Origin of the sequence: Serratia sp. CY55921 (genome assembly GCF_052167655.1) — a bacterium.
Lineage (GTDB): Bacteria > Pseudomonadota > Gammaproteobacteria > Enterobacterales > Enterobacteriaceae > Serratia > Serratia ureilytica.
The window spans coordinates 2,649,776-2,663,225 of the sequence record NZ_JBJNMU010000001.1 but is presented as its reverse complement, the minus strand read 5'-3'; the positions used below and the strand labels follow the sequence as shown (position 1 = coordinate 2,663,225).

At 58.4% G+C, this 13,450-nt stretch carries 11 protein-coding genes; 9 read left to right on the top strand and 2 right to left on the bottom strand.

Going from position 1 to position 13,450, the window contains the following annotated elements; all coding sequences use genetic code 11:
• Positions 1–149: 149 nt before the first annotated feature.
• From bolA to ACJ8M3_RS12900, 9 genes are all read left to right on the top strand, one after another.
• Positions 150–464, top strand: a complete 315-nt coding sequence (bolA, locus tag ACJ8M3_RS12940; protein ID WP_004940361.1) for a transcriptional regulator BolA — start codon at positions 150–152, stop codon at positions 462–464.
• A 367-nt stretch (positions 465–831) separates the two neighbouring features.
• Positions 832–2,136 (top strand): trigger factor, encoded by a 1,305-nt coding sequence (gene tig / locus ACJ8M3_RS12935; RefSeq protein WP_031300019.1) that lies wholly within the window; start codon positions 832–834, stop codon positions 2,134–2,136.
• Positions 2,137–2,574: 438 nt separating this feature from the next.
• The gene (gene clpP / locus ACJ8M3_RS12930) at positions 2,575–3,198 is read left to right on the top strand and encodes an ATP-dependent Clp endopeptidase proteolytic subunit ClpP (protein WP_103682133.1); all 624 of its coding nucleotides are present in this window, start codon (positions 2,575–2,577) and stop codon (positions 3,196–3,198) included.
• Positions 3,199–3,341: 143 nt separating this feature from the next.
• Positions 3,342–4,613, top strand: a complete 1,272-nt coding sequence (gene clpX / locus ACJ8M3_RS12925) for an ATP-dependent protease ATP-binding subunit ClpX (protein WP_004940354.1) — start codon at positions 3,342–3,344, stop codon at positions 4,611–4,613.
• 194 nt (positions 4,614–4,807) lie between these two features.
• Positions 4,808–7,162, top strand: a complete 2,355-nt coding sequence (lon, locus tag ACJ8M3_RS12920; RefSeq protein ID WP_019454189.1) for an endopeptidase La — start codon at positions 4,808–4,810, stop codon at positions 7,160–7,162.
• 216 nt (positions 7,163–7,378) lie between these two features.
• Positions 7,379–7,651 carry a nucleoid-associated protein HU-beta gene (gene hupB / locus ACJ8M3_RS12915; protein ID WP_004940351.1) on the top strand — a complete coding sequence of 91 codons (273 nt, stop codon included), beginning with the start codon at positions 7,379–7,381 and terminating at the stop codon, positions 7,649–7,651.
• Positions 7,652–7,829: 178 nt separating this feature from the next.
• On the top strand, positions 7,830–9,713 hold the full coding sequence (gene ppiD / locus ACJ8M3_RS12910; protein ID WP_046688356.1) for a peptidylprolyl isomerase: 1,884 nt from the start codon (positions 7,830–7,832) through the stop codon (positions 9,711–9,713).
• Between the two features lie 138 nt (positions 9,714–9,851).
• Positions 9,852–10,232: a ComEA family DNA-binding protein gene (locus tag ACJ8M3_RS12905; protein WP_033642074.1), complete on the top strand. Its 381-nt coding sequence runs from the start codon at positions 9,852–9,854 to the stop codon at positions 10,230–10,232.
• A gap of 154 nt (positions 10,233–10,386) precedes the next feature.
• The gene (locus ACJ8M3_RS12900) at positions 10,387–10,788 is read left to right on the top strand and encodes an acyl-CoA thioesterase (protein ID WP_069100180.1); all 402 of its coding nucleotides are present in this window, start codon (positions 10,387–10,389) and stop codon (positions 10,786–10,788) included.
• Between the two features lie 44 nt (positions 10,789–10,832).
• Here ACJ8M3_RS12900 and queC read toward each other — a convergent pair whose 3' ends face one another.
• Positions 10,833–11,531: a 7-cyano-7-deazaguanine synthase QueC gene (queC, locus tag ACJ8M3_RS12895; RefSeq protein ID WP_033644204.1), complete on the bottom strand. Its 699-nt coding sequence runs from the start codon at positions 11,529–11,531 to the stop codon at positions 10,833–10,835.
• A gap of 94 nt (positions 11,532–11,625) precedes the next feature.
• Positions 11,626–13,362, bottom strand: a complete 1,737-nt coding sequence (locus tag ACJ8M3_RS12890) for an SgrR family transcriptional regulator (protein WP_069100181.1) — start codon at positions 13,360–13,362, stop codon at positions 11,626–11,628.
• Positions 13,363–13,450: the final 88 nt, after the last annotated feature.

Genomic DNA, 13,450 nt, shown 5'->3' with positions numbered 1-13,450 from the left:
ATCGGATAATCCCCCAAGCGGCGGGGATGACGCTCATCCTCTGACCGCAGAAAAGAGAAATTTGTCCAGGCGATGGTCTAAACGGGGGAAAACCGGCTAATATTGAACTAGATGGGCACGGTCCTCTGCCGGTGTTGTAAGGAGATCCTATGATTCGCGAGCAAATAGAAGCAAAGTTAAGGGCGGCGTTTGAGCCCGCGTATCTGGAAGTCGTTGATGAAAGCTATCGTCATAACGTTCCGGCGGGTTCAGAAAGTCATTTCAAAGTGGTATTGGTCAGCGATCGCTTCGTCGGCGAACGGTTTTTGACGCGTCACCGCTCCATCTACGGGGTATTGTCGGAAGAGTTGGCCGATGGCGTACACGCGCTGGCGCTGCACACCTATACGCTCAAAGAGTGGGAAGGGTTGCAGGATACCGTGCCGGCCTCGCCGCCGTGCCGCGGCGCCGGGACGCTGGCCTGAGGGGGAAATTTTCAGGTATCAGTGGAACTTTGCCCTCGAATTAGGGTATTACTACTGACGAATTTTGAAACGGCCTGCGGGCCGTTTCTGTTTTTGACGACGACACGGCCGATGCGCAATATGGCCAACGTTCGGTCTGTTTTGGCGGCCTTTTGGCGATCGAATCGACAAAAGTGTGATTTTTAGCGCGCCTGCGCCGCCTAGCTTTCCTCGACTCGCCATGCATGCGCCGCTATAATGTCGCGTCTTATTTTTCCGGAATGGTTTCGGGACGCTTCTGTCATCAGGGAACTCGGTTCTTATTTGTAGCCGTCCTGGTTCTTGGAACGGAGTTGACCGAGCACTGTGATTTTTTTGAGGTAACAAGATGCAAGTTTCAGTAGAAACCACTCAAGGCCTTGGGCGCCGTCTCTCTATTACTGTACCGGCTGATACTATCAAGCAGGCGGTGAAGAAAGAGCTGATCAACGCAGCGAAAAGCGTGCGTATCGACGGCTTCCGCAAAGGCAAAGTGCCGATGAACATCGTGGAACAGCGTTACGGCGCCTCTGTTCGTCAGGACGTGCTGGGCGAAGCGATGCAGCGCAGCTTCGTTGACGCGATCATCAAAGAAAAGATTAATCCGGCCGGCGCACCAAACTACGTGCCGGGCGAGTACAAAGAAGGTGAAGACTTCACTTTCGCCGTTGAATTCGAAGTGTATCCAGAAGTTGAGCTGAAAGGCCTGGAAAACATCGAAGTTGAAAAACCAGTAGTGGAAGTGAACGACGAAGACGTCGACGCGATGCTGGACACTCTGCGCAAGCAGCAGGCGACCTGGAAAGAAACCGATCGCGCGGCGGAAGCTGAAGATCGCGTGACCGTTGACTTCACCGGTTCTATCGACGGTGAAGAGTTCGAAGGCGGCAAAGCGTCCGACTTCGTGCTGGCAATGGGCCAGGGCCGCATGATCCCAGGCTTCGAAGAAGGTCTGGTCGGTCACAAAGCGGGCGAAGAGTTCTCCATCGACGTGAACTTCCCGGAAGACTACCACGCGGAAAACCTGAAGGGCAAAGCGGCCAAATTCGCTATCGTGCTGAAGAAAGTTGAAGAGCGCGAGCTGCCTGAACTGACCGAAGAGTTCATCAAGCGTTTCGGCGTGGCGGACGGTTCCGTTGCCGGTCTGCGCACCGAAGTTCGCAAGAACATGGAGCGCGAGCTGAAAGGCGCCGTGCGTAACCGCATCAAGTCTCAGGCGATCGAAGGCCTGGTGAGCGCGAACGAAATCGACGTGCCTGCTGCGCTGATCGACGGCGAAATCGACGTGCTGCGTCGTCAGGCTGCACAGCGTTTCGGCGGCAACGAGAAGCAAGCGCTGGAACTGCCACGCGAGCTGTTCGAAGAGCAAGCCAAACGCCGCGTAGTGGTTGGCCTGCTGCTGGGCGAAGTGATCAGCACCAACGATCTGAAAGCTGACGAAGACCGCGTGAAGACGCTGATCGAAGAAATGGCCTCCGCCTACGAAGATCCGAGCGAAGTCATTGAGTTCTACAGCAAAAACAAAGAGCTGATGAACAACATGCGCAACGTGGCTCTGGAAGAGCAAGCGGTTGAAGCCCTGCTGGCAAAAGCGAAAGTGACTGAAAAAGCCACTACCTTCAGCGAGCTGATGAACCAAACTCAACAGGCGTAATGCCTGCGTGCCGGGCGCGATGAACGGCGCCCCCGGTTTCGCCTGGCGAACCGGCGCACGATGAAAAAGCCCGCAACCTCAGGTTGCGGGCTTTTCTTTTTGCCACGTTGCTGATTAATCTCAGGTTAAGCGGGGCAATATGCACTATATTTACCCTGTTGCCTGGGGAACTGGCTGGCATGATAACGGTCAGAATAACGGCATCGTTTCCGGCGCGCGGAGAAAATCGGCCTCTGGGCTTGAAATCGCGCCGGGCTCCCCCAATCTGTAAAGAATAATTCTGGGGCTGTTTGCCAAAGTGCGCGGGATGAAATAACCGTCGGGTACGTGTGGCGCGGGTCGAATGCTTGAGCATAGTCATCATGGCCGTTCTCAAGTAGAATCGGCGTATTAGGGTGACACCCTGGCCGCCAAGGCAATTTCTATTAGGAGACGGTAATGTCATACAGTGGCGAACGAGATCAATTTGCACCGAACATGGCGCTGGTGCCGATGGTGGTAGAGCAGACTTCACGCGGGGAGCGTTCTTACGACATCTATTCCCGCCTGCTGAAAGAGCGCATCATTTTCCTGACCGGCCAGGTGGAAGATCACATGGCCAACCTGATCGTGGCGCAAATGCTGTTCCTCGAAGCGGAAAGCCCGGAAAAAGACATTTTCCTCTACATCAACTCGCCGGGCGGGGTGATCACTGCGGGCATGTCGATTTACGACACCATGAAGTTCATCAAGCCGGACGTCAGCACCATCTGTATGGGGCAGGCGTGCTCGATGGGCTCCTTCCTGCTGACCGCAGGCGCCAAAGGCAAACGTTTCTGCCTGCCGAACTCGCGCGTGATGATTCACCAGCCGCTGGGCGGCTACCAGGGCCAGGCGACGGACATCGAAATCCACGCGCGTGAAATCCTCAAGGTGAAAGCGCGCATGAATGAACTGATGGCCGAGCATACCGGCCAACCGCTGGAGCAGATCGAGCGCGATACCGAGCGCGATCGCTTTATGACCGCGGAAGAAGCCGTGGAATACGGCCTGGTTGACAGCATTCTGACACACCGCAGCTAGAACCACGCGGCGCCGATGGACTATAGTAATCAGAGTGGGCAGGGGCTCGCTCTGTTGTAGCCCCCCGGCGTTCCCGATATGAGTTTGGGCGCACTGCCGCCGTGATTTTCCTGCGGGACAAGACTAAAGAAGAGGTTTGACTGATGACAGATAAGCGCAAAGACGGTTCAGGAAAGCTGCTGTACTGCTCTTTTTGCGGCAAAAGCCAGCATGAAGTGCGTAAGCTGATTGCCGGGCCGTCAGTGTATATCTGCGATGAATGTGTCGATCTGTGTAACGACATTATTCGCGAAGAGATTAAAGAAGTTGCCCCGCATCGTGAGCGCAGTGCGCTGCCGACGCCGCACGAAATCCGCCACCACCTGGATGACTATGTCATCGGTCAGGAGCAGGCGAAGAAAGTGCTGGCGGTTGCGGTGTACAACCACTACAAACGCCTGCGCAACGGCGATACCAGCAACGGTATCGAGTTGGGCAAGAGCAACATCTTGCTGATTGGCCCAACCGGTAGCGGCAAGACTCTGCTGGCGGAAACGCTGGCGCGCTTCCTGGACGTGCCGTTCACCATGGCCGACGCCACCACGCTGACCGAAGCCGGTTACGTGGGCGAGGACGTGGAAAATATTATCCAGAAGCTGTTGCAAAAATGTGACTATGACGTGCAGAAAGCGCAGCGCGGCATCGTTTATATCGATGAAATCGATAAGATTTCCCGCAAGTCCGACAACCCGTCTATCACGCGTGACGTTTCGGGTGAAGGCGTGCAGCAGGCGCTGCTGAAGCTGATTGAAGGCACCATCGCCGCGGTTCCGCCGCAGGGTGGGCGCAAGCATCCGCAGCAGGAGTTCCTGCAGGTCGATACCTCCAAGATCCTGTTTATCTGCGGCGGCGCATTTGCCGGCCTGGATAAGGTGATCGGTCAGCGCGTCAACACCGGCTCCGGCATCGGCTTCGGCGCGACCGTCAAGGGCGAGTCCGAGAAGGCCACCGAAGGCGAACTGTTGCTGCAGGCCGAACCGGAAGACCTGATCAAGTTCGGTCTGATCCCTGAGTTCATCGGCCGTCTGCCGGTGGTGGCGACCCTGAGCGAGCTGAGCGAAGACGCGCTGATTCAGATCCTGAAAGAGCCGAAGAACGCTCTGACCAAGCAGTATCAGGCGCTGTTCAACCTGGAAGGCGTGGAGCTGGAGTTCCGTGACGAAGCGCTGAACGCCATCGCCAAGAAAGCCATGGCGCGCAAAACCGGCGCCCGCGGCCTGCGTTCCATCGTGGAAGGCGCGCTGCTCGATACCATGTACGATCTGCCGTCGATGGACAGCGTGGACAAAGTGGTGATCGACGAGTCGGTGATTGCCGGTCAATCCAAACCGCTGCTGATTTACGGCAAGCCGGAAGCCCAGGCATCTGGCGAATAATTAGCCAGTTAAACCAGCGCGTTATCAGCAAAATGGGGGATTTCATCCCCCATTTCTTTTTCCTGCATTCTTGCCGTTGAATGTAAGAGATTCATCCCCATATACTCATTAACCAGATTTTATGAAACGTTAGATGCTTGCGTCTCATGAGATTCCCCCTCAACCTGGCGGAAATTAAACTAAGAGAGAGCTCTATGAACCCTGAGCGTTCCGAACGCATTGAAATCCCCGTTTTGCCATTGCGCGACGTGGTGGTTTATCCGCACATGGTGATCCCGTTATTTGTTGGCCGGGAAAAATCGATTCGGTGCCTCGAAGCCGCAATGGATCACGATAAGAAGATCATGCTGGTGGCACAGAAAGAGGCCTCAACGGATGAACCTGGCATTAACGACTTGTTCTCGGTTGGCACCGTAGCGTCGATCCTGCAGATGCTGAAGCTGCCGGACGGCACGGTAAAAGTGCTGGTCGAGGGGCTGCAGCGCGCACGCATCACTACGCTGTCCGACAGCGGTGAGCATTTTGCCGCGCAGGCGGAATACCTTGAATCGCCGGCTATCGACGAGCGCGAGCAGGAAGTGCTGGTGCGCACCGCGATCAATCAGTTTGAAGGCTATATCAAACTGAACAAAAAAATCCCGCCGGAGGTGCTGACGTCACTGAACAGCATCGACGACGCCGCGCGCCTGGCGGACACCATCGCCGCCCACATGCCGCTGAAACTCAGCGACAAACAGTCGGTGCTCGAGATGTCCGACATCACCGAGCGTCTGGAATACCTGATGGCGATGATGGAGTCGGAGATCGACCTGCTGCAGGTTGAGAAACGCATCCGCAACCGCGTCAAGAAGCAGATGGAGAAGAGCCAGCGCGAGTACTATCTGAATGAGCAGATGAAGGCGATTCAGAAAGAACTGGGCGAGATGGACGACGCGCCGGACGAGCACGAAGCGCTGAAGCGCAAGATCGATGCGGCGAAAATGCCGAAAGAGGCGCGCGAGAAAACCGAAGCGGAACTGCAAAAGCTGAAGATGATGTCGCCGATGTCGGCGGAAGCGACCGTGGTACGCGGCTACATCGACTGGATGCTGCAGGTGCCGTGGAACGCGCGCAGCAAGGTGAAAAAAGACCTGGTCAAGGCGCAGGAAGTGCTCGATACCGATCACTACGGCCTGGAGCGCGTCAAGGATCGCATCCTCGAGTACCTCGCGGTGCAGAGCCGCGTCAGCAAAATCAAAGGGCCTATCCTGTGTCTGGTTGGGCCGCCGGGCGTGGGTAAAACCTCGCTGGGGCAGTCGATCGCCAAAGCGACCGGGCGCCAGTACGTGCGCATGGCGTTAGGCGGCGTGCGTGACGAAGCGGAAATCCGCGGTCACCGCCGTACCTACATCGGATCGATGCCGGGCAAACTGATCCAGAAAATGGCCAAGGTTGGGGTGAAGAACCCGCTGTTCCTGCTGGATGAGATCGACAAGATGTCTTCCGACATGCGCGGCGATCCGGCTTCCGCTCTGCTGGAGGTGCTGGATCCGGAACAGAACGTGGCGTTCAACGACCACTACCTGGAAGTGGATTACGATCTGTCCGACGTGATGTTCGTCGCCACCTCCAACTCGATGAACATCCCTGCGCCGCTGCTGGACCGTATGGAAGTGATCCGTCTGTCGGGTTATACCGAGGACGAAAAGCTCAACATCGCCAAACAGCACCTGCTGCCGAAGCAGCTTGAGCGCAACGCGCTGAAAAAAGGCGAGCTGACGGTCGACGACAGCGCCATCATCGGCATCATTCGCTTCTACACCCGCGAAGCCGGGGTGCGCAGCCTGGAGCGTGAAATCTCCAAACTGTGCCGTAAAGCGGTGAAAACGCTGCTGATGGACAAGAAGCGCAAGCACATTGAGATCAACGGCGACAACCTGAAGGACTACCTGGGCGTGCAGCGCGTCGATTACGGCCGTGCGGATACCGAAAACCGCGTGGGCGAAGTCACCGGGCTGGCGTGGACGGAAGTGGGCGGCGATCTGCTGACCATCGAAACCGCCTGCGTGCCGGGCAAAGGCAAGCTGACTTACACCGGCTCTCTGGGTGAAGTGATGCAGGAATCGATTCAGGCGGCGCTGACCGTGGTGCGCGCGCGCGCGGAGAAATTGGGCATCAACGCCGATTTCTACGAGAAGCGCGACATCCACGTGCACGTGCCGGAAGGGGCGACGCCGAAAGACGGCCCAAGCGCCGGTATCGCGATGTGCACCGCGCTGGTCTCCTGCCTGACCGGCAACCCGGTACGCGCCGATGTGGCGATGACCGGCGAGATCACGCTGCGCGGCCAGGTGTTGCCGATCGGCGGCCTGAAAGAGAAACTGTTGGCGGCGCATCGCGGCGGCATCAAAACCGTGCTGATCCCTTACGAGAACAAGCGCGATCTGGAAGAGATCCCGGACAATGTCATCGCCGATCTGGAGATTCATCCGGTGCAGCGAATCGATGAAGTTTTGAACATTGCGTTGCAAAACCCGGCCTTCGGCGCACTGCCGGTAGCGGCAAAATAGTGACGAATCGCAAAAACCATTGATAAAACTTATACTGGCAAGCCATTTCGGACTTGCCAGTATTTTTTTGTACCGCTAAGTTAGATCTCTGTCGGCCCACGTTTTGCCACCCAGTCGGTGGCTTGCCAAGGTTCGATGGGATTGATATAACAGCTGCGCTGTCGCAACCGTAGGGATTTTTCGGTGCGACGATAGAATTCTAGAGGGGATGATAGAGTGAATAAGTCACAACTGATCGACAAGATTGCCGCAGGTGCTGATATTTCCAAAGCGGCAGCTGGACGTGCTTTAGACGCAGTAATCGCTTCCGTTACCGACTCTCTGAAAGCTGGGGATGACGTGGCTCTGGTTGGTTTCGGTTCCTTCACCGTGCGTGAACGTTCGGCTCGTACCGGCCGTAACCCGCAAACCGGTAAAGAAATCAAGATCGCGGCAGCCAAAGTGCCGGCCTTCCGTGCAGGGAAAGCGCTGAAAGACGCTGTAAACTGATTTGGCGTCTAACCGTTTAGCGTAACAGGGTTTTGTAATAAACAATCACCTGACGCAGCGGTGCTGGTAAGGTAAGATACAAGGCGCATCGGACTGATGCGCTTTTTTTATTTTTGTCGCAGGGAACGCGCCTGCACAAGGGTTGTTAATCCACATCACAGCGGAGTGTTGTCACACTATGATGGACAATTTACGCGCGGCTGCCAATCACGTCGTGCTCAAAATCATCCTGGCCCTGATCATCCTGTCATTCGTCCTGACCGGGGTGGGTAACTACCTGATCGGCGGCTCCGGCGATTATGCTGCGAAAGTAAATGGTCAGACGATCGAACGCGCTCAGCTGGAACAGGCTTTCCAAAGCGAGCGTAGCCGCATGCAGCAGCAGCTGGGTGACCAGTTCTCTGCGCTGGCCGGCAACGAAGGCTACATGCAGCAGATGCGCCGTCAGGTGTTGTCCCAGTTGATCGACAACATGCTGCTCGACCAATACGCCAAGAAGCTGGGCCTGGCGGTCAGCGACGATCAGATCAAGGACGCCATCCGCAAGGCGCCTTATTTCCAAACCAACGGCCAGTTCGATAACGCCAAGTACCTCGACCTGATCGGCCGTATGGGCTACACCGCCGACAACTTCGCGCAGTCGATGCGTCAGCAGCTGGTCAATCAGCAGCTGATCCAGGCCTTCGGCGAATCCGGCTTCGTGCTGCCGTCCGAATCACTAGCCATGGCGGCGTTGGTGCTGCAGGAGCGCGACGTGCGTCTGGCGACTATCGATCTGAAGGCGCTGCAGGCGAAACAGAGCGCCGGCGACGACGAACTGAAGGCGTATTACGATCAGAACAAGAACAGCTTCATCGCCCCGGAGCAGGTGAAGGTGAGCTATATCCCGCTGGACGCCGCGTCCATGCAGGACAAGGTGAAAGTGAGCGAAGAGGACATCAGCGCTTACTACGACCAGCACAAGAGCAGCTACGGCCAGCCGGAGCGTAAAAACTACAGCGTGATCCAGCTGAAAACCGAGGCGGAAGCCAATGCGGCGCTGGATGAGCTGAAGAAGGGCGCCGATTTCGCCACGCTGGCGAAAGAGAAATCCACCGACATCATTTCACGCCGTACCGGCGGCGAACTGGGTTGGCTGGAGCCGGAAACCACCGCCGACGAGCTGAAGCAGGCTAACCTGACTGAAAAAGGGCAGCTGTCCGGCGTGGTGAAATCTTCCGTCGGCTACCTGATCGTGCGTTTGAACGACATCGAACCAGAGAAACTGAAGCCGCTGAGCGAAGTGCATGACGCTATCGCCAAGCAGGTGAAGCAGGAGAAAGCTGTAGATGCGTATTACGCGCTGCAGCAGAAGGTGAGCGAAGCGGCAACCAGCGACAACGAATCCCTGGCCTCGGCTGAAGAAGCAGCCGGCGTGAAAGCGGCGCAAACCGACTGGTTCACCCGCGACAACATCCCTGCGGCGCTGAACTTCAAGCCGGTGGTGCAGGCGATCTTCGACGGTTCGCTGATCGGCGAGAACGGCGCGCCGGGCAGTAACTCCGACGTGATCACCGTAGACGGCGACCGCGCCTTCGTGGTGCGCGTGAGCGGCCACAAGCCGGAAGGCATCGAGCCGTTCGACCAGGTAAAAGACCGCGTGGCGGATCTGGTGAAGCGCAACAAGGCGGTGCAAGAAGCGAAACTGCAGGGTGAGAAGCTGCTGGTTGAGCTGAAGCAGGGCAAGGGCGACGAGGCGATGAAAGCCGCCGGCCTGAGCTTTGGTGCCGTGCAGAAGATGGCGCGCGCGCCGGAAGACAGCCAGCTGGTGGAGAGCGTGTTCGCGCTGCCGCACCCGCAGGACGGCAAACCGGTGTACGGCATGTCGCAGGATCGCCAGGACAACGTGGTGCTGATCGCACTCGATGCGGTGAAGCCAGGCACGCTGCCGGAAGACGAAATGAAAACCTTCGTCGGCAAGATGGAAGAGGGCGCGACCGGCGTTTCCTTCGATTCGCTGCTGGCGAGCCTGCGTAAAGAAGCCAAAATTAAAATGGGCGCCGCTGAGCAACAGCCGCAGTAATCGCCGCATTTTTCTGCAACGCAGTGCAACAAACAAAGGCCGCTTTCGCGGCCTTTTCCACATCTGATATCCGCCGATTGCTGAATATCTGCCGCCGCGGCAAGGTAGCCGTGCTGTCACACACAAGGAGGATACAGCATGCAACATACAGAGAAAAAAACGTTATCAGGTTACCGTCATCACGTTAAAGCCGCGCTGGCCGCGCTGTTGTTATGCCTGGCGGTGCCGGCCGCCGCGGCGGATAAAGCCGATGCGCCGGCGCCGATGCTCTCAACCCCGACGAGCAATGGCGGGCAACAGGCGATGACCAAGGCGGCCGAAGAGACGGCGGTCAGCATCAATCAGGCCACCGCCGAACAGCTCGCAGCGGCTTTGAGCGGTGTCGGTCTGAAGAAGGCGGAAGGCATTGTGCGCTATCGCGAACAGAACGGGCCATTCACCCAGGTTGAGCAACTGCAGGAGGTGCCGGGCATCGGACCGGCGCTGTTCGAGAAGAACCGCACTCGGCTGAAAATGTGATCCCGGTCGCGGCTGCGCGGCAAAATGCCGCTGAGGCAATGGCGACTCTGCTACATTTTACAGGTCTTACCAGTTTGGCGCGTTGACCAAACGGGCGAGGGAGCCCACGCGGCTCCCTCTTTCTGTAATCACCAGGCAGGAGCGATCGTTCCCTATGCAAACCTTTATCAAAGTTCGCGGTTATCACCTTGATGTCTACCAGCACGTTAACAATGCCCGCTATCTGGAGTTTCTGGAGGAGGCGCGCTGGGAGTGGCTGGAAAACGAGGCAGGGTTCCGCTGGATGACGGAAAACAACATCGCTTTCATCGTGGTGAACATCAATATCAATTACCGCAGCCCGGCGGTATTGGGGGATAAACTGCGCATCGACAGCCAGATGGTGCAGCTCAACGGCAAAAGCGGGGTACTGAGCCAGAAGGTGACGCAGTATCCGGCGGGGACGCCGGTGGCCGACGCGCTGCTGACTTTCGTGTGCGTCGATCTGAAAACGCAGCGGGCGCTGCCGATTGAAGGGGAATTGCGCGAGCACCTGGAAGCGCTCACGCCCAAATAACATTCGCAGTCAGCTCACCGGCGGCGGCTGCCGCCGTCGCTGCCTCAGGCCAGACCGGCCTTCTGTTTCAACGCCGCCATCACTTCCGCCTGGTTGGCGCGATACTGCGTCAGGCCATTGGCGCGCAGGTTGCAGGCGGCGCATTCGCCGCAGCCGTCACCCTTGATGCCGTTGTAGCAGGTCAGCGTATCCTGACGCACCCGATCCAGCTGCTGGTAATAGTCCGCCAGCGCCCAGGTTTCGGCCTTGTTCAGCCACATCAACGGCGTTTCGAAGCGGATATCGCGGGCGATGCCCAACACCACCGCCTGGTTCAGCGCTTTGACGAACTCGTCGCGGCAATCCGGGTAGCCGGAGAAGTCGGTTTCACACACGCCGGTGATCACCGCCTCCGCTTCCACCTGGTAGGCGTAGATCGCCGCCAGCGTCAGGAACAGGATGTTGCGGCCCGGCACGAAGGTGCTCGGCAGCGCGTTTTTCTGGTTGGGATCGTAGGCGGGAACCGGAATATTGTCGCGAGTCAGGCTGCTGATGGCCAGCTCATTGAGCAACGTCACGTCCAGCACCTTGTGCGCCTTGGCGCCGAGGGCCTCCGACAGCTCCTGAGCCACTTCAATTTCGGCGCGATGGCGCTGGCCGTAATCGAACGTGACGCAGTGAACTTCGTCATACTGTTGCAATGCCTGGATCAAGCAGGTCGTGGAGTCTTGTCCACCGCTGAAAACGACAACCGCGCGCTTCATAAAATCACCTTTTTGGGCTTTGGCCATTCCCGATACACATTCGGGCGGCAGGATAAAAATTGCGTTGCGGCGACAATAGTAGCAGAAAGGGCCGTCAGGCGCAGGGCGGTTCGGCTCCGGTCGGTGCGTCATCCACCGGCGGCGGCAGCCACGCCTGGCAAAAATCGAACCAGCCATGGGCGGTCAGCGTCACGCCATGCATACGCGGCGGCGCGCTGATCTGATACTGGTAGTGGAACAGCGGCGTGATGATGGCGGCGGCCATCAGCTGTTGATAATAGGCCTGCAGCCGTTCGAAGCGCAGTGGCTGCGCCTGCAGCTGTTGGATCTCCCGCAGCGTCTCCTGCTGCTGCTGCCAGCGGCTTGCCGTCAGGATACCGCGCCACAGCGAATCCTGCCGCAGCCAGCTCTCCAGCGTCGCCTCAGGCGCCTCGCCGATCAGGTTGTCTGCCAGCAGCAGGTCGGCCTGGGCGATTTGCACCTCGCTTTGCCAGCGCTTGCCGGCGTAGTAACGCACTTCCAGCTCGCAGCCGTGCTGCGCGAGCAGCCGCTGTAGCGCGACCGTCACCGTTTGCAGCTCGACCGGCGGCCGATACAGCAATGTTAGCCGAGCGGGCAGCGGGACATCTTCTTCAATCCGTTGGCTGGGGATGCGCCAGCCGGGCAGCATTTCATGGCTGGGGGTGATCACGCTGTTGGGGATCGGCAGATGGCTGAGCAGGCCGGACTGCTGGATCAGCATCAGCAGCTTTTGCCCCTGGGCTTCGCTCAGCACGCCGTGGCGCAGGTTCAGCGCCAGATAACACCAGCCCAGGCTCATGCTGCGCTGCACCGGCCGGGCCTGCGCCAAATCGTCTTGCTGACCGATGGTGATGCGCACCGGATGCCGGCAGCTGGCGTCGGCGCCGGTGATGGGCAGATCGGGCGTGATCCAGTATTCGATGGTGTCCAGATACGGATGCTGCAGATGGTAACCGGCATGCTGTTCCAGCCTCACCAACTGCGGTTCATTCAACGCCAGTTTAAATGGGCCGGCGCCGATGGCCGGCAGTTCGGGGTGCGTCATCAGACAAGGCAGCTCCGCCAGCCGGTGTGCCAGCCAATAGTCCGGCAGGTGCAGGTCGAACTGAATGCACAGCGGATGCGGCAGGCTGACGTTCGCGACGCTGCTCAGGCTGGGTTGGCTGCGCGGATGGCCCAGCAGTTTTTCCAGCGTTTGCAGCAGTTGCTGGCCGGTCAACGGTTCGCCGTTGTGCCAGCGCAGCTGGCTACGCAAAAAGAATCGCCAGCGCAGGCCGCCATCGCTTATCTGCCAGTGGTGCGCCAGATCGGGCTGCGGCTCCGGGTTACCGGTCATCAGGCGCGTCAGCCCGGCGTGCAGGGTCGACACCAGATGTTGCTCGGCGCGGCCGGTCAGCGTGAGCGGATCGAGCGCCTCCAGCGTACGGTAATAGGGAATGCGCAGCGTCGGGCTGCCGGCCTGCCATTGCCCGCCGAGGTGCGGGCTGAGCAGATCCTGCAGGTGTTGCGGATCGAGCTGCGCCATCTCCAGCGCCCCCTGATGATTGCCCTGTTGCAACAGCTGCTGCAACAGCTGCGCGCGCAGCTCATCCGGTGTTTTCAGGCAGCGCAGGCTGGCGCGTTTGCCGCGGCCGGGCTGCGAATGCCAGCTCAGCCAGCCCTGATCCTGCAGCTGCTGCACCAGCGTGCGGGCATGGCGTTCGCTGCAGTAGAATATTGCCGCCAGCTCGCCGATGGTCACGGCGACCGTCGCGTTGCCGAGCTGTTGATACAGGCGTTGATATTGGCTGAGACGGTGAACCAGGCGCATGAGCAGAAATCCGGAACAGTTTTCCCAAATTGTTCACTATTACTTCCGCAAATACCATCCCATACTGCACTGATTGTAATCGCGTTCA